At 69.5% G+C, this 16,020-nt stretch carries 12 protein-coding genes; 11 read left to right on the top strand and 1 reads right to left on the bottom strand.

Annotated features, from left to right (window positions below; all coding sequences use genetic code 11):
• Window positions 1–11: 11 nt before the first annotated feature.
• Window positions 12–1,310 carry an ATP-dependent Clp protease ATP-binding subunit ClpX gene (clpX, locus tag ACFYY1_RS01895; RefSeq protein WP_189541480.1) on the top strand — a complete coding sequence of 433 codons (1,299 nt, stop codon included), beginning with the start codon at window positions 12–14 and terminating at the stop codon, window positions 1,308–1,310.
• 75 nt (window positions 1,311–1,385) lie between these two features.
• On the opposite strand, the gene ACFYY1_RS01900 is transcribed toward clpX, so the two are convergent.
• Window positions 1,386–2,399: a hypothetical protein gene (locus ACFYY1_RS01900; RefSeq protein ID WP_388579511.1), complete on the bottom strand. Its 1,014-nt coding sequence runs from the start codon at window positions 2,397–2,399 to the stop codon at window positions 1,386–1,388.
• Window positions 2,400–2,539: 140 nt separating this feature from the next.
• Here ACFYY1_RS01900 and ACFYY1_RS01905 point away from each other — a divergent pair, with 140 nt between their 5' ends.
• The 10 genes from ACFYY1_RS01905 (at window position 2,540) to ACFYY1_RS01950 (ending at window position 15,980) form a co-directional block, all read left to right on the top strand.
• On the top strand, window positions 2,540–5,161 hold the full coding sequence (locus tag ACFYY1_RS01905; protein WP_388579514.1) for a valine--tRNA ligase: 2,622 nt from the start codon (window positions 2,540–2,542) through the stop codon (window positions 5,159–5,161).
• Window positions 5,162–5,303: 142 nt separating this feature from the next.
• A complete protein-coding gene (locus tag ACFYY1_RS01910) occupies window positions 5,304–6,827 on the top strand; it encodes a bifunctional folylpolyglutamate synthase/dihydrofolate synthase (protein WP_388579517.1) in 1,524 nt (507 codons plus the stop codon).
• A gap of 4 nt (window positions 6,828–6,831) precedes the next feature.
• Window positions 6,832–7,191, top strand: coding sequence for a DUF4233 domain-containing protein (locus ACFYY1_RS01915; RefSeq protein WP_388579519.1), 360 nt, complete (start codon window positions 6,832–6,834; stop codon window positions 7,189–7,191).
• Between the two features lie 97 nt (window positions 7,192–7,288).
• The gene (gene ndk, locus ACFYY1_RS01920; protein WP_388579522.1) at window positions 7,289–7,702 is read left to right on the top strand and encodes a nucleoside-diphosphate kinase; all 414 of its coding nucleotides are present in this window, start codon (window positions 7,289–7,291) and stop codon (window positions 7,700–7,702) included.
• Between the two features lie 292 nt (window positions 7,703–7,994).
• Window positions 7,995–9,014, top strand: coding sequence for a rod shape-determining protein (locus tag ACFYY1_RS01925; RefSeq protein ID WP_124717728.1), 1,020 nt, complete (start codon window positions 7,995–7,997; stop codon window positions 9,012–9,014).
• 178 nt (window positions 9,015–9,192) lie between these two features.
• Window positions 9,193–10,245 (top strand): rod shape-determining protein MreC, encoded by a 1,053-nt coding sequence (gene mreC / locus ACFYY1_RS01930; protein ID WP_388579525.1) that lies wholly within the window; start codon window positions 9,193–9,195, stop codon window positions 10,243–10,245.
• A gap of 11 nt (window positions 10,246–10,256) precedes the next feature.
• Window positions 10,257–10,919 (top strand): rod shape-determining protein MreD, encoded by a 663-nt coding sequence (gene mreD, locus ACFYY1_RS01935; RefSeq protein ID WP_388579528.1) that lies wholly within the window; start codon window positions 10,257–10,259, stop codon window positions 10,917–10,919.
• Window positions 10,920–10,980: 61 nt separating this feature from the next.
• A complete protein-coding gene (gene mrdA, locus ACFYY1_RS01940) occupies window positions 10,981–13,146 on the top strand; it encodes a penicillin-binding protein 2 (RefSeq protein ID WP_388579531.1) in 2,166 nt (721 codons plus the stop codon).
• On the top strand, window positions 13,146–14,336 hold the full coding sequence (rodA, locus tag ACFYY1_RS01945; RefSeq protein WP_388579534.1) for a rod shape-determining protein RodA: 1,191 nt from the start codon (window positions 13,146–13,148) through the stop codon (window positions 14,334–14,336). The genes mrdA and rodA overlap by 1 nt, the downstream gene beginning before the upstream one ends.
• A 51-nt stretch (window positions 14,337–14,387) precedes the next feature.
• Window positions 14,388–15,980 carry a CHAD domain-containing protein gene (locus ACFYY1_RS01950; RefSeq protein ID WP_388579537.1) on the top strand — a complete coding sequence of 531 codons (1,593 nt, stop codon included), beginning with the start codon at window positions 14,388–14,390 and terminating at the stop codon, window positions 15,978–15,980.
• Window positions 15,981–16,020 lie beyond the last annotated feature (40 nt).

The raw sequence follows: 16,020 nt of genomic DNA on the forward strand, positions 1-16,020 counted from the left end.
GGAAGCACCTCGTGGCACGCATCGGTGATGGCGGCGATCTGCTCAAGTGCTCGTTCTGCGGAAAGAGCCAGAAGCAGGTGAAGAAGCTCATCGCGGGACCCGGTGTGTACATCTGCGACGAGTGCATCGATCTCTGTAACGAGATCATCGAGGAGGAGCTCGCAGAGACCTCCGAGGTGCGGTGGGAGGAACTCCCCAAGCCGCGCGAGATCTACGAGTTCCTCGAGGGGTACGTCGTCGGGCAGGAGCCCGCGAAGAAGGCCCTCTCGGTCGCTGTGTACAACCACTACAAGCGGGTCCAGGCGGGCGAGAACGGCGGCGCGCAGGGCCGCGACGACGCCATCGAGCTGGCCAAGTCCAACATCCTGCTGCTGGGCCCCACGGGCTCCGGCAAGACGCTGCTCGCGCAGACGCTGGCCCGCATGCTCAACGTCCCGTTCGCCATCGCCGACGCGACGGCGCTGACGGAGGCCGGCTATGTCGGCGAGGACGTCGAGAACATCCTGCTGAAGCTGATCCAGGCCGCGGACTACGACGTCAAGAAGGCCGAGACCGGGATCATCTACATCGACGAGATCGACAAGGTCGCCCGCAAGAGCGAGAACCCGTCGATCACCCGCGATGTCTCCGGCGAGGGCGTCCAGCAGGCCCTGCTGAAGATCCTGGAGGGCACCACCGCCTCCGTACCGCCCCAGGGCGGCCGGAAGCACCCGCACCAGGAGTTCATCCAGATCGACACGACGAACGTGCTGTTCATCGTGGGCGGCGCCTTCTCCGGCCTGGAGCGGATCATCGAGTCCCGGGCGGGAGCCAAGGGCATCGGCTTCGGCGCGACGATCCGTTCGAAGCGGGAGATCGAGGCGAGCGACCAGTTCCAGGAGGTCATGCCGGAGGACCTGGTGAAGTTCGGGATGATCCCGGAGTTCATCGGCCGGCTGCCCGTCCTGACCTCGGTCCACAACCTGGACCGCGAGGCGCTGCTGCAGATCCTCGTCGAGCCGCGCAACGCGCTGGTGAAGCAGTACCAGCGCCTCTTCGAACTCGACGGCGTCGAGCTGGACTTCGACCGCCCGGCCCTGGAGGCCATCGCCGACCAGGCGATCCTGCGCGGCACCGGAGCGCGTGGCCTGCGGGCCATCATGGAGGAGGTCCTCCAGTCCGTGATGTACGAGGTGCCGTCCCGCAAGGACGTCGCCCGCGTCGTCATCACGGCCGACGTCGTCCGCGACAACGTGAACCCGACGCTGGTCCCGCGCGAGCCGCGGACGATCGGCAAGGGCGACGGCGGGCGGCACGAGAAGTCCGCGTAGCGGCAGACACGTAGCGGCAGACATACGGAGAAGGGGCGCCCGGCCGGGCGCCCCTTCTCCGTATGTGCGGTCCGATCAGACCTTGGTGCGGGACGTGTTGTAGAGCTTGGCGGTCAGGGTGGCCATGTCGTCCAGGGAGATGCCCTTCCCGGCCAGGGCGAGCGTCGTGTCCACGGCGTTGGCCACGCCGACCATGCTGTAGTCGGCCCAGACGCAGACCGGGACCGTGAATTCCTTCGGGCCCTTCGCGGCGGTGCCGTCGCCGTTCGGGTTGGAAATCTTGGTCTCCTGGCACTTCATCAGCGCGCCTTCGAATCCGGACGGCGTGACGGACTCGGGGTTGCCGACGAGTTCGACGGACATGCCCGACATGCCCTTCTTCATCGCCGCCTCGGCGTTGGCGAAGGAGACCTCGATGGCCTTGGCCGGGTCGGCGACCTCGCCCCAGGTGCCCTGCAGGTTGAGCACCTTGGAAGTGAGCGGATTCTCGTCGTCGCCGGCCTGGTAGTCGGCGCCCGCCTGCTGGGGGTTCTTGATGCCCATGGCCTCGGCCTTGATCTTGCGGTCACCGGTCGCCGGTCCCGAGATCTCGCCGGTCGACTTCTTCTTGTACTCGTCGACCGAGGCCGCCGGCGTCAGCTTGTACCCCTTGGTGGAGTCCGCCACGGAGCCGCTGCCACCGCCCGACGTCAGGAAGTACACGCCGCCCGCGATGACCGCCACGGCCACGACCACGCTTCCGATGATCAGGCCGGTCTTCTTCTTCGGCTGCGCCGGGGGCATCGGCATGCCGTACGCCTGCTGGCCGCCGTACGGGGGAGTGGGGGGCTGCTGGCCGTACGGGCCGGGCTGCTGGGCCTGGGGGTAGCCGTAGCCCTGCTGGGGCTGCTGCTGGGGGTAGCCGTAACCGGGCTGGCCCTGCGGGGGCTGGCCGCCGTACGGGCCCGGCTGCTGGCCGTACGGGCCGGGCTGACCCTGCGGCGGCTGCTGGCCGTACGGTCCGGGCTGGCCCTGCGGCGGGCCACCGTAGGGTCCGGGCTGGCCCTGGGGCTGCTGGCCGCCGTACGGGCCCGGCTGGTTGTAGCTCATCTGCGGTGTCCCCTGTTCGGAATGCTTATGCGTTCCGAACATCCTGACGGAAGCGTCGCCCGGATGGAGCACCGGGAGTCACACCGTTACTGAACAAACGGGTTTCAGTGCATGACCGCGACGGCCCTAAACTGTCCCCCGTGACCGAGAACACTCAGCAGACGCCAGCCAGCAACCCCGAACTGCCGACCCAGTACGCACCGGCCGAGGTAGAGGGGAAGCTGTATGAGCGCTGGGTAGAACGGGGTTACTTCGAAGCCGACGAGCACAGCGAGAAGCCGCCGTACTCCATCGTCATCCCGCCGCCGAACGTCACGGGCAGCCTGCACCTCGGGCACGCCTTCGAGCACACGCTGATCGACGCCCTCGTCCGCCGCAAGCGCATGCAGGGCTTCGAGGCGCTCTACCAGCCCGGCATGGACCATGCCGGCATCGCCACCCAGAACGTCGTCGAGCGCGAGCTCGGCAAGGAGGGCAAGTCCCGCCACGACCTGGGCCGCGAGGGCTTCGTCGAGCGCGTCTGGAAGTGGAAGAACGAGTCCGGCGGCCAGATCTCCGGCCAGATGCGCCGGCTCGGCGAGGGCGTCGCCTGGTCCCGTGAGCGCTTCACCATGGACGAGGGCCTGTCCACCGCCGTCCAGACCATCTTCAAGCGGATGTACGACGACGGTCTGATCTACCGCGCCGAGCGCATCATCAACTGGTGCCCGCGCTGTCTGACCGCGATCTCGGACATCGAGGTCGAGTACCAGGACGACGACGGCGAACTGGTCTCGATGACGTACGGGGACGGGGACGACACCATCGTCGTCGCGACGACCCGCGCCGAGACGATGCTCGGTGACACCGCCGTCGCCGTCCACCCCGACGACGAGCGCTACAAGCACCTCGTCGGCCGGCAGATCAGGCTGCCGCTGACCGACCGCACCATCCCCGTCGTCGCCGACCACCACGTCGACCCGGAGTTCGGTACCGGCGCCGTCAAGGTCACCCCCGCCCACGACCCGAACGACTTCGAGATCGGCAAGCGCCACGACCTGCCGTTCCTCACGGTCATGGACGAGCGCGCGGTCATCACCGTCCCCGGCCCGTTCGAGGGCCTGGACCGGCTGGAGGCCCGCTCCGCCATCGTCGGCGCGCTGCGCGCCGAGGGCCGGATCGTCGCCGAGAAGCGTCCGTACGTCCACTCCGTCGGCCACTGCTCGCGCTGCAAGACCACCATCGAGCCGCGCCTCTCCCTCCAGTGGTGGGTCAAGGTCGCCCCGCTCGCCAAGGCGGCCGGTGACGCCGTCCGCGACGGCAAGGTCAAGATCCACCCGCAGGAGATGGAGAAGCGGTACTTCGACTGGGTCGACAACCTCCACGACTGGACGATCTCGCGCCAGCTCTGGTGGGGCCACCGCATCCCCGTCTGGTACGGCCCGAACGGCGAGGTCGTCTGCGTCGGACCGGACGACGAGATCCCCACCGGCGAGGGCTGGACGCAGGACACCGACGTCCTGGACACCTGGTTCTCCTCCGGCCTGTGGCCGTTCTCCACGCTCGGCTGGCCCGAACAGACCGACAGCCTCGCGAAGTTCTACCCGAACTCCGTCCTGGTCACCGGCTACGACATCCTCTTCTTCTGGGTCGCCCGGATGATGATGTTCGGCCTGTACATCAACAAGGACGTCCCGCCGTTCGAGACCATCGTCCTGCACGGCATGGTCCGCGACGAGTACGGCAAGAAGATGTCGAAGTCCTTCGGCAACGTCGTCAACCCGCTGGACTGGATGGACAAGTACGGCTCCGACGCGCTGCGCTTCACGCTGGCGCGCGGCGCCAACCCCGGCGTCGACGTCCCGATCGGCGAGGAGTGGGTCCAGGGCTCCGCCAAGTTCGCCAACAAGATCTGGAACGCCACCCGCTTCGCGCTGATGAACGGCGCGACGATCGAGGGCGAACTGCCGTCCGCCGACGAGATGTCGGTGACCGACCGCTGGATCCTGTCCCGGCTGGGCAAGACCGTCGCCGAAGTCGACGCGTACTACGACGACTTCCAGTTCTCCAAGCTCAGCGAGGCGCTGCGGCACTTCGCCTGGGACGAGGTCTTCGACTGGTACGTCGAGCTCTCCAAGACCACGTTCTTCGCGGGCGGCCGGCCGGCCGAGGTCTCGGGCCGGGTCCTCGGCGAGGTCCTCGACGTGATGCTGCGTCTGCTGCACCCGGTCGTCCCGTTCGTCACGGAGACCCTCTGGACCGCGCTCACCGGCCGGGAGTCCGTCGTCATCGCCGACTGGCCGAAGGACTCGGGCTTCCGCGACGACGCGGCCGAGCAGGAGATCGCGCTCGTCCAGCAGGTCGTCACCGAGGTCCGCCGGTTCCGCTCCGACCAGGGCCTGCAGCCCGGCCAGAAGGTCCCGGCCGAGCTCACCCTGACCGGCACGCCGCTCGCCCCGCACGAGGCGGCCATCCGCCAGCTGCTGCGGCTCCAGCCCGCCGAGGAGGGCTTCCATGCCACCGCGTCGCTGCCCGTCGCGGGTGCCACGGTCGCGCTGGACCTCTCCGGCACCATCGACGTCGAGGCGGAGCGCAAGCGCCTGACGAAGGACCTGGGCGCCGCCGAGAAGGAGAAGGCCCAGGCGGTCGGCAAGCTTTCCAACGAGGCGTTCCTCGGCAAGGCCCCGGACAACGTGGTCGACAAGATCCGCGGCCGGCTCGCCAAGGCAGAGGCCGACATCGAGCGGATCTCCGGTCAGCTGGCGAACCTGCCGCAGAGCTGATGACCTGAGCACGGAGCCCCCGTCCCCCTGACCGACCAGGGGGGCGGGGGCTTCGCTCTTTCCGCCGTTGTCCGGCCCATGGCATTCGTCCCCGCCACCGGGCGCTGCGCGCGATGTCCGTGCCCATCCGTAGACTGGCCTCGTGAGTGAGCCCCGCCCTTCCGACCGGCATGACGACTCCGATCCCGACGAGACCTTCGCGGAGATCGTCGACGAAGAGACCCAGCGCGACCCCGACCTGGCGGTGATCGAGGCCGGGAGCCGCACGCTGCGCACCCGCTCCGGACCGCCGCAGGGCGACGAGGTCCCCGCCCGCCCCGCCGACCCCGAGGTGGACAAGGCGCTGCGCGCCGTGGAGCAGGAGCTCGCCGGACGCTGGGGCGAGACCAAGCTGGAGCCCTCCGTCACGCGCATCGCCGCGCTGATGGACGTGCTCGGCGAGCCGCAGCGCGCGTACCCCTCGATCCACATCACCGGGACCAACGGCAAGACGAGCACGGCCCGCATGATCGAGGCGCTGCTCGGCGCCTTCGACCTGCGTACCGGCCGCTACACCTCGCCGCACGTCCAGTCGATCACCGAGCGGATCAGCCTGGACGGCTCCCCGATCGACCCCGAGCGGTTCATCGAGGCGTACCAGGACATCAAGCCGTACGTGGAGATGGTCGACGCCCAGCAGCCGTACCGGCTCTCCTTCTTCGAGGTGCTGACGGGCATGGCCTACGCGGCCTTCGCCGACGCGCCGGTCGACGTCGCGGTCGTCGAGGTCGGCATGGGCGGCAGCTGGGACGCGACCAACGTCATCGACTCCTCGGTCGCCGTCGTCACCCCCATTTCGCTGGACCACACCGACCGGCTGGGCACCACGCCCGCCGAGATCGCCGACGAGAAGGCCGGGATCATCAAGCAGGGCGCCACGGTCATCCTGGCCCAGCAGCCGGTGGACGCCGCGCAGGTCATGCTGAAGAAGGCCGTCGAGGTCGATGCCACGGTGGCCCGCGAGGGCATGGAGTTCGGCGTCGTCTCGCGCGAGATCGCCGTCGGCGGGCAGCTGCTGACGCTGCGCGGCCTGGGCGGCGAGTACGAGGAGATCTTCCTCCCGCTCTACGGCGCCCACCAGGCGCACAACGCGGCGGTGGCGCTCGCCGCGGTGGAGGCGTTCTTCGGGATCGGCGCCGAGCAGCCCGGCTCGCTCGACCACGAAACGGTCCGCCGGGCGTTCGCCTCGGTGGTCTCCCCGGGCCGCCTCGAAGTCGTCCGCTCCAGCCCCACCGTCGTCCTGGACGCGGCGCACAACCCGGCGGGCGCCCGCGCCACCGCCGACGGGCTCTCCGAGGCGTTCGGCTTCTCCCGGCTGATCGGTGTCGTCGGCACCAGCTCCGACAAGGACGTCAAGGGGCTCCTCGAAGCCTTCGAGCCGATCTTCGCCGAGGTCGTCATCACGCAGAACTCCAGCGGCCGCGCGATGGACGTCGACGAACTGGCCGCCGTCGCGGTCGAGGTCTTCGGCGAGGACCGCGTCCAGGTGGAGCCCCGCCTGGACGACGCGCTGGAGGCGGCGATCACCCTCGCCGAGGAAGAGGACGAGTACGCGGGCGCCGGGGTGCTGGTGACCGGTTCCGTGATCACGGTCGGCGAGGCCCGGCTGCTTCTGGGAAGGCGCTGACCCCATGCGTACGCTCTGTGCATCCACGCTGATCGGCGAGTTCTTCGTGATCGGCTTCGCGGGACTCGTCGCGATGAAGTCCGACGACCTGACCAGTGCCACGGTCTGGACGGTCTGCGGCATCGGCATGCTGCTCTCCGTGCTGCTCTGCGGGATGATCACCCGCCCCGGTGGTATCCAGCTCGGCTGGGTGCTGCAGATCGCCCTGGTGCTGAGTGGCTTCGTCGTCCCGATGATGTTCATCCTCGGCGTGGTCTTCGCAGGTCTGTGGTGGGCCTCGGTGTATTACGGCCGCAAGATCGACGAGGCGAAGGCCCGCTGGGCGGCGGCGCAGGAAGCCGCCGAGGCGCCGGCCGGCGGCTGACGTGGTCGTCCGGTGGCCAAACCCGGCCGCCGGGCCGTCCCCGTACCCCTGTAGCCTCGGTTCACCGCACCCGCATGCCTGCAAGGAGCCGCACACCATGACCCAGCGCACCCTCGTTCTCCTCAAGCCCGATGCGGTCCGGCGCGGACTGGTCGGCGAGATCGTCGGGCGGATCGAGCGCAAGGCCGACTGGCGGATCACCGCACTGGAGCTGCGCACCCTCGACCGCGCCACGCTGGAGCAGCACTACGCCGAGCACGTCGGCCGCCCGTTCTACGAGCCGCTCGTCGAGTTCATGCAGTCCGGCCCGATCGTGGCGCTGGTCGCCGAGGGCGAGCGGGTCATCGAGGGCGTCCGTACGCTGGCCGGCCCCACCGACCCGATCGCCGCCGCGCCCGGATCCATCCGCGGTGACTTCGGCACCATCACCCGGGAAAACCTCATCCACGCCTCGGACTCCGAGGAGTCCGCAGAGCGGGAACTGAAGCTCTTCTTCCCCGGACTCGTCTGATCCGCGATCAGCCGAACAGCGCTCACGACCTGGGGCGACCGAATTAATTCGGTCGCCCTTCGGTATAGGGTCCGGGATCGCGGGAACGCATCCCTCCGACGTAACGTCACCATGAGTGGAACGGCCACCCGTTCCGCCCACAATGGCGAAGGACCCTCGCGCGGTGTCCGTCAATACGGCACTACGATGGAATCTTCCACGCCCGCAGCGCTCAGCTCGCCGTCCAGAACAAGCCATATATCGCTTTCTCGGAAGGCCCGACGCATCCTCAATGGGGAACAAGGGGAAATCAATGTCGTTCATCGGCCGTGACATGGCTATCGACCTCGGGACTGCCAACACGCTGGTGTACGTCAGGGGGCGCGGCATCGTCCTGAACGAGCCGTCCGTCGTGGCCATCAACACCAACACCGGCGGCATCCTGGCGGTCGGCTCCGAGGCCAAGAAGATGATCGGGCGCACGCCGGGCAACATCGTTGCCGTGCGCCCCCTGAAGGACGGCGTGATCGCCGACTTCGAGATCACCGAGCGGATGCTCCGCTACTTCATCCTGAAGATCCACAAGCGCCGCTACCTGGCCCGCCCCCGGGTCGTCGTCTGCGTGCCCTCCGGCATCACCGGGGTCGAGCGACGCGCCGTCATCGAGGCGTCGACGCAGGCCGGTGCCCGCCAGGTGCACATCATCGAGGAGCCCATGGCCGCGGCCATCGGTTCCGGGTTGCCGGTCCACGAGGCCACCGGCAACATGGTCGTCGACATCGGCGGTGGCACCACCGAGGTCGCGGTCATCTCGCTGGGCGGAATCGTCACTGCCCAGTCGATCCGGGTCGCCGGCGACGAACTGGACAACGCGATCATCCAGCACGTCAAGAAGGAGTACTCGCTCCTCCTCGGCGAGCGCACCGCCGAACAGATCAAGATCACGATCGGTTCGGCGTACGACATGGACAAGGACGAGCACACCGAGATCCGCGGCCGCGACCTGGTCTCCGGGCTGCCCAAGACCGTGGTCATCTCGGCCGCCGAGGTCCGCAAGGCCATCGAGGAGCCGGTCAACGCGATCGTCGACGCCGTGAAGACCACGCTCGACAAGTGCCCGCCGGAGCTCTCCGGCGACGTCATGGACCGCGGCATCGTCCTCACCGGCGGCGGCGCGCTGCTGCGCGGCCTGGACGAGCGGCTGCGTCGCGAGACCGGCATGCCGATCCACATCGCGGAGGACCCGCTGGACTCGGTGGCGCTCGGATCCGGCAAGTGCGTCGAGGAGTTCGAGGCGCTCCAGCAGGTGCTGGACGCCCAGCCCCGCAGGTGAACGACCCCGCAGGCAGACAGCCCCGCGGGTAACGCCCCCGAGGCAGACAGCCCCGCGGGTGAACCACCCCGCGGGTGAACAACCCAGCGGTCCGCTGTACGGAACACTGCCGTTCCGTGCGGCCGGTCGTTGATATACAGGCACGAACATTCCGACGAGGAAGGCACGGCCGCCGCACGTGAGGGACACACGAGAGAGCCGGCTGCTCCTGGTGCTGCTGATCGCCATCGCGTTCGCTTTGATCACGGTGGACATCCGCGGAGGCGAGGAGTCGCCGGTGGACGGCGCCCGGCGGGCCGCCGCAGCGGCCTTCGGGCCGGTGGAGAACGGCGTCGCGGCCGCCGTCGACCCGGTGGGCAACGCCATAGGGGCGGTACGCGACTCCGGTGAACGGCACAACCGGATCGCCCAGCTGGAACAGCAGAACGCCGCGCTCAAGACGAAGCTCGGCAGCGACGACCGCAACCGCAGCCGGGTCCGTGAACTGGACCGGCTGCTGAAGAATTCGGCCACCGGCCAGTACGGCATCAAGGGCGCCGAGGTCATCGCCATAGGAGCGGCCCAGGGCTTCTCCTGGACGGTCACCATCGACGCGGGTTCCGACGACGGAATCAAGCGCGACATGACGGTCATCAACGGCGACGGGCTGGTCGGCCGGGTCACCACCGTCGGCCCGGACACCGCGACGGTGCTCCTCGCCAACGACCCCGACTTCACCGTCGGCACCCGTATGGAGAAGACCGACGAACTCGGCTTCGCCACCGGCCAGGGCTCCCAGCCGCTGTCCGTCCAGTTCCTCAACGGCAAGGCCAAGGTGAAGAAGGGCGACCGGCTCGTCACCTTCGGCTCCAGCAAGGACAAGCCCTTCGTGCCGGGCGTCCCGGTCGGCGAGGTCGTCCGGGTCGACCCGTCCGGCGGCGGCCTGACCCGTACCGTCTACGTCCGCCCGTACGTCGGCTTCACCAAGCTCGACATCGTCGGCGTCGTGGTCCAGGCCCCGCGCGAGGACCCCCGTGACATGGTCCTGCCGAAGCAGCCGGCCAAGCCCGCCAAGCCGAAGCCCACCCCCACCGTGACCGTCACCATCTCGCCCAACGGCGACATCGTCGACACCGAGGGGAACGTGGTCGGCAACATCCACGAGAGCCCGGATCCCAGCAACAGCCCGGACCCGAACGGCACTCCGGGCGCCACACCGAACGCTGATAACGCGGTAGACGAGCAGAGGTAGAGCTGATTCCCATGCGCCTGAACCGGATTCTGCTCTCCACCGTCCTGGTCGTCGTCGCTCTCGTCGTCCAGGTCTCCGTGCTCGCCCGCCTCCAGCTCCCCGGCGCCGTGCCGGACCTGCTGCTCCTCGTCGTCCTCGCCCTCGCCTTCGTGTACGGGCACGTCAGCGGCGCCCTCATCGGCTTCGGCGCGGGGCTCCTCGCCGACCTGGCACCGCCCGCCGACCACGCCGCCGGGCGCTACGCACTGGTCCTCTGCGTCATCGGCTACCTCGCCGGGCTGCTGAAGCCGGAGAACGGGCAGCTGAAGTCGGCGATGGTCCCGATGATCGGGGTCGTCGCCGCGGCGATCGGCTCGACCCTGCTGTACGCGATGGTCGGCGCGCTCGTCGGGGACACGGCGGCCCGTCATGTCGGCCTCGGCAGCCTGCTGTTCACGGCGGCCGTCTACGACCTGCTCCTCGCCCCCTTCGTCGTACCGCTGGTCATGGCGATCGCCAGACGCACGGTGAACGACCCGCTCGCGGACTCCTCCGGCGGCGGCGACGTGGCCGCGGGCTGGCTCGCCTCCGGCACCGGGCTGCGGATCGGCAGCCAGCGCGGCGGACTGCGCGTCAAGGCCGCCCGCAGCCGCGCGGCACGCGCCGGACGGATCAAGGGGGTCAAGCGACTGTGAGACCGCACCGCGAGCGGGACACCGCGCGTACCTCCGGACCGACCACCACCGGGGGCGCCCCGTGACCAACATCCCCGAGACCGGCCGGACCCAGCGGGTCCAGATCCGTCTCATCGTCATCCAGGTCCTCGTCTTCTCCCTGCTGCTCACCCTCGGCGGGCGCCTCTGGTACCTCCAGATCCGCAACGGCCAGGAGTACAGCGACGAGGCGAAGAACAACCACGTACAGCAGGTCGTCCAGCCCGCCGTCCGCGGCTCCATCCTCGACGCGCGCGGCGTGCCGCTGGCCGACAACGAGACCCGTCTCGTCGTCTCCGCGAGCCGCACCGAGCTGATGAAGATGGACGACGACGGCAAGAGCGTCCTGACCCGGCTCGCCGGCGTCCTCGACATGAAGCCCAAGGAAGTCCTCGACAAGGTCCGGCTCTGCGACTCCAAGACGCCGCAGCCCTGCTGGAACGGCTCGCCGTACCAGCCGATCCCGGTCACCGACGAGGCCACCACCCAGCAGGCCCTCACGATCCGCGAACGCGCCGAGGACTTCCCCGGCATCACCGCCGAGCCCACCGCCGTACGCCGCTACGGAGAACCCGGCAAGGCCAACACCGCCCAGGTCCTCGGCTACCTCTCGCCGGTCACCGACGAGGAGATCACCAAGGCCCAGGACACCGAATCGCCGTACCTCCGCTCCGACCAGGTCGGCCGCTCCGGCCTGGAGCGCACCTACGACAAGGAGCTGCGCGGCAAGGCCGGGGTCACCCGCTACGAGGTCGACAACCTCGGCCGGGTCATCGGCCAGGCGAAGAACGACAAGGCGGAACCCGGCTCCAGCGTCGTCACCTCCATCGACGCCCGGGTCCAGGCCGTTGCCGAGTACGAGCTCAACGAGGCCATGAAGACGGCCCGCAAGTCCTTCGACAAGAACACCGGCGAGAACTACAAGGCCGACTCCGGCGCCGTCGTCGTCATGGAGGCGAAGACCGGCCGCGTCGTCGCGATGGCCTCGCTGCCGAACTACGACCCCAACTCCTGGGTCGGCGGCATCTCCGCCAAGGACTACGCCAAGCTCACCGGCAAGAAGTCCAACTTCCCGCTGCTGAACCGGGCCATCCAGGGCCAGGCCGCCCCCGGCTCGATCTTCAAGGTCATCTCCTCGACCGCCGCGGTCAACGCCGGTTACCCCTTCGACGGCCACTACCCCTGCCCCAGCTCGTACAACGTCGGCGGGCAGACCTTCAAGAACTTCGAGTCCCAGGGCTACGGCGACATCACCATCGGCCGGGCCCTCGAAGTCTCCTGCGACACCGTGTACTACGGCATCGCGCACAAGGAGTGGCTGAAGGACGGCGGGATGACCCCCAAGAAGAACGCCAAGGACTGGTTCTACAAGACCGCCCACCAGTTCGGCCTCGGCAAGGAGACCGGCATCGACCTCCCCAACGAGGTCAGCGGCCGGGTCCCCGACCGCAAGTGGAAGCAGGACTTCTACAAGGCGAACAAGGACGCCTGGTGCAAGCAGGGCAAGAAGGGCGGCACGTACGTCGAGCAGATCGCGTACGAGAACTGCCTCGAAGGCAACAAGATGCGCGCCGGTGACTCCGTCAACTACTCGATCGGCCAGGGCGACACGCTCGTCACGCCGATCCAGATGGCCACCATCTACGCCGCGATCTCCAACGGCGGCACCCTGTACGACCCCACCGTCGGCAAGGCGATCGTCAGCGGCGACGGCAAGAGTGTCGAGGTGATCGAGCCCGAGTCGCACGGCAAGCTGCCCTTCTCGCGCAAGACCCGCAACGAGATAGACGGTGCCCTCGCGGGAGTCGCGACCCGTGGTTCGGCCGCCTGGCGATTCGGCGGCTGGCCGCAGGACAAGATCCCGATGCACGCCAAGACGGGTACCGCCGAGGTCTACGGCAAGCAGACGACCTCCTGGTTCGCCACGTACACCAAGGACTACTCGATCGTCATGACGATCTCCCAGGGCGGTACGGGCTCCGGTGCGTCCGGGCCCGCCGTGCGCAACATCTACGACGCCCTCTACGGTCTCGACGACTCCGGCAAGCAGGACCTGAAGAAGGCGCTGCTGCCCACTCCGCAGAAGTCCCTGCCGAAGATCCAGCGGGACGGCTCGATCGACGCCCCGCAGATCAAGCCCTACGACCCGGACTCGCAGAAGACCCCGGAGGAACAGACCCTCGCCGCGGTGCTGGGGAGGCGTGACTGATGGCCGGCTTCTCCGTCCAGGGGTACGGCCCCGAGCGCTCCGCCTGGGGCAAATTCACCGCCCGCGACTCCGTCGTACGCAGACTCGACTGGCCGCTGCTCGGCTCCGCGATCGCGCTCTCCTTCATCGGCTCGCTGCTGGTCTGGTCGGCGACCCGGGGACGTGACTCGCTCACCCACGGCGACCCGTACTACTTCCTCCTCCGGCACGCCCTCAACACCGGCATCGGCTTCGCCCTGATGGTCGGCACGATCTGGCTCGGCCACCGCACCCTGCGCGGCGCCGTCCCGATCCTCTACGGCCTCTCGGTGCTTCTGGTGCTCGCGGTGCTCACCCCGCTCGGCGCCACCGTCAACGGCGCCCACGCCTGGATCATCATCGGCGGCGGCTTCTCGCTCCAGCCGTCCGAGTTCACCAAGATCACCATCATCCTGGTCATGGCGATGCTGCTCGCCGAGCGCGTCGACGCGGGCGACCAGCTCCATCCCGACCACCGGACCGTCGCCAAGGCCCTCGGTCTGGCGGCCGTCCCGATGGCCGTCGTCATGGGCATGCCGGACCTCGGCTCCGTGATGGTCATGGTCGTCATCGTGCTCGGCGTGCTCCTCGCCTCCGGCGCGTCGAACCGCTGGATCGCCGGACTGCTCGGCGCGGGTGTGGCCGGCGCGATCGCGATCTGGCAGCTCGGTCTGCTCGACGAGTACCAGATCGCCCGCTTCGCCGCCTTCGCCAACCCGGCGCTCGACCCGGCGGGCGTCGGCTACAACACCAACCAGGCCCGCATCGCGATCGGCTCCGGCGGCCTCTACGGGACCGGCCTCTTCCAGGGCACCCAGACCACCGGCCAGTTCGTCCCCGAGCAGCAGACCGACTTCGTCTTCACCGTCGCGGGCGAGGAGCTCGGCTTCCTCGGCGCCGGGCTGATCCTCGTCCTGCTCGGCGTCGTGCTGTGGCGGGCCTGCCGGATCGCCCGCGAGACGACCGAGCTGTACGGCACGATCGTCGCCGCCGGAATCATCGCCTGGTTCGCCTTCCAGTCCTTCGAGAACATCGGCATGACGCTGGGCATCATGCCGGTCGCCGGGCTCCCGCTGCCGTTCGTGTCGTACGGAGGGTCCTCGATGTTCGCCGTCTGGGTGGCCGTCGGGCTGCTCCAGTCGATCAGGGTGCAACGGCCGATAAGCGCCTGAGCGGGTACCGGAGCAGTGCCCATTCACGCGCAACGCGTCTAGATTCGGGTCATGGCGGACTCGAAGCGCGAGATCGAGCGGAAGTACGAAGCCACCGCGGAAACCCGGCTCCCGGACCTGAGCCGGGTGGCCGGGGTCTTCGCCGTCGCCCACGAGGGCGTCACCGAGCTGGACGCCGTCTACTACGACACCGAGGACCTCCGGCTCGCGGCGGACTCCCTCACCCTGCGCCGCCGCACCGGCGGGAGCGACGCCGGCTGGCACCTCAAGTTCCCGGTCGCCTCCGGCATCCGGGACGAGCTGCGAGAACCACTCTCCGACACCCTGCCGCGCTCCTTCGCGGGGCTGTTGCGCTCCCGGGTCCGCGACCGCGCCCTCGTCCCCGTCGTCCGGCTGGTCTCCGCCCGCGACGTCCACCACCTGCTCGACGCCGAGGGCGCCCTGCTCGCCGAGGTCAGCGTCGACCGGGTGCGGGCCGAACGGCTGACGGGCGGCGGCGCCACGGCCGCCCGGACCGCCTGGACCGAGATCGAGGCGGAACTCGCGGACGACGGCGACCCCGCCTTCCTCGACGCCGTGGAGCGCCGGCTGCGCAAGGCCGGGATCCGCCCGTCCGCGTCCCCGTCCAAGCTGTCCAGGGCACTCGCCGAGACCGCGCCGAAGCAGCAGAAGAAGCAGCAGCAGAAGAAGCAGCAGAAGGAGCAGCAGAAGGAGCAGCAGCAGGGGAAGAAGAGCCCGGCCGAGGGGACCCGGCGGAAGCCCACCGCGGGCGATCACGTCCTCGCGTACATCCGCCACCAGGCCGAGGCGATCGTCGCCCTGGACCCCGCCGTGCGCCGCGACCTCCCCGACTCCGTGCACCAGATGCGGGTCGCCACCCGCAGGCTCCGCAGCGCGCTGCGGACGTACCGGAAGATCCTCGACCGCGACGCCACCGACCCGGTCGGCGCCGAGCTGAAATGGCTGGCCGCCGAGCTCGGCGTCGGCCGCGACCTGGAGGTGCTCGACGCCCGGCTGCGCGCCCGTCTCGCGGAACTGCCCCGCACCCTGGTCCTCGGCCCGGTCCGCGGCCGACTGCGGATCTGGTCGGCGGCCACCCGGGGCGGCTCCCGCCGCCGCACCGTCGCCGTGCTCGACGGGAAGCGGTACCTGGCCCTCCTGGAGAGCCTCGACGCCCTGCTCGCCGCCCCGCCCCTGCTGCCCGCCGCCGCACGCGCCCCCGGACGGGAGCTGTCCCGCGCCGTGCTGAAGGAGTACGGGCGCCTCGCGGACCGGACCGGCCATGCCCTGGAACTCCCGCCCGGTCACGACCGGGATCTGGCCGTGCACGAGGCCCGCAAGGCCGCCAAACGCGTCCGGTACGCGGCGGAGGCGGCCCGGCCCGCGCTGGGGAGGCCCGCCAAGCGGTTCGCCACACGGATGAAGGCGGTCCAGAGCCTCCTCGGCGACCACCAGGACAGCGTGGTGGCCCGCGAGACCCTGCGCACCCTCGCCGTCCAGGCGCATGCGGCGGGGGAGCCGGCCTTCACCTGGGGACTGCTGTACGGGCGGGAGGAGGCGATCGCCGCCGCCCGGGAGCGGGAGCTGCCCGAGGTGTGGCGGCGGGCGTCGCGGCCCCGGTTGCGGGCGGCTCTGGAAGGCTGAGCATCGGGGTACGCTTGATGGTCACCCTTGCCGGCTCTCG

This window comes from Streptomyces sp. NPDC001890, assembly GCF_042891445.1.
GTDB lineage: Bacteria > Actinomycetota > Actinomycetes > Streptomycetales > Streptomycetaceae > Streptomyces.

Coding starts and splice junctions, on each gene's coding strand:
- ACFYY1_RS01900 (WP_388579511.1), bottom strand. CDS start 2,399: ATGAGCTACAACCAGCCGGGCCCGTACGGCGGCCAGCAGCCCCAGGGC.
- ACFYY1_RS01915 (WP_388579519.1), top strand. CDS start 6,832: ATGCGTACGCTCTGTGCATCCACGCTGATCGGCGAGTTCTTCGTGATC.
- ndk (WP_388579522.1), top strand. CDS start 7,289: ATGACCCAGCGCACCCTCGTTCTCCTCAAGCCCGATGCGGTCCGGCGC.
- ACFYY1_RS01925 (WP_124717728.1), top strand. CDS start 7,995: ATGTCGTTCATCGGCCGTGACATGGCTATCGACCTCGGGACTGCCAAC.
- mreD (WP_388579528.1), top strand. CDS start 10,257: ATGCGCCTGAACCGGATTCTGCTCTCCACCGTCCTGGTCGTCGTCGCT.
- rodA (WP_388579534.1), top strand. CDS start 13,146: ATGGCCGGCTTCTCCGTCCAGGGGTACGGCCCCGAGCGCTCCGCCTGG.
- ACFYY1_RS01950 (WP_388579537.1), top strand. CDS start 14,388: ATGGCGGACTCGAAGCGCGAGATCGAGCGGAAGTACGAAGCCACCGCG.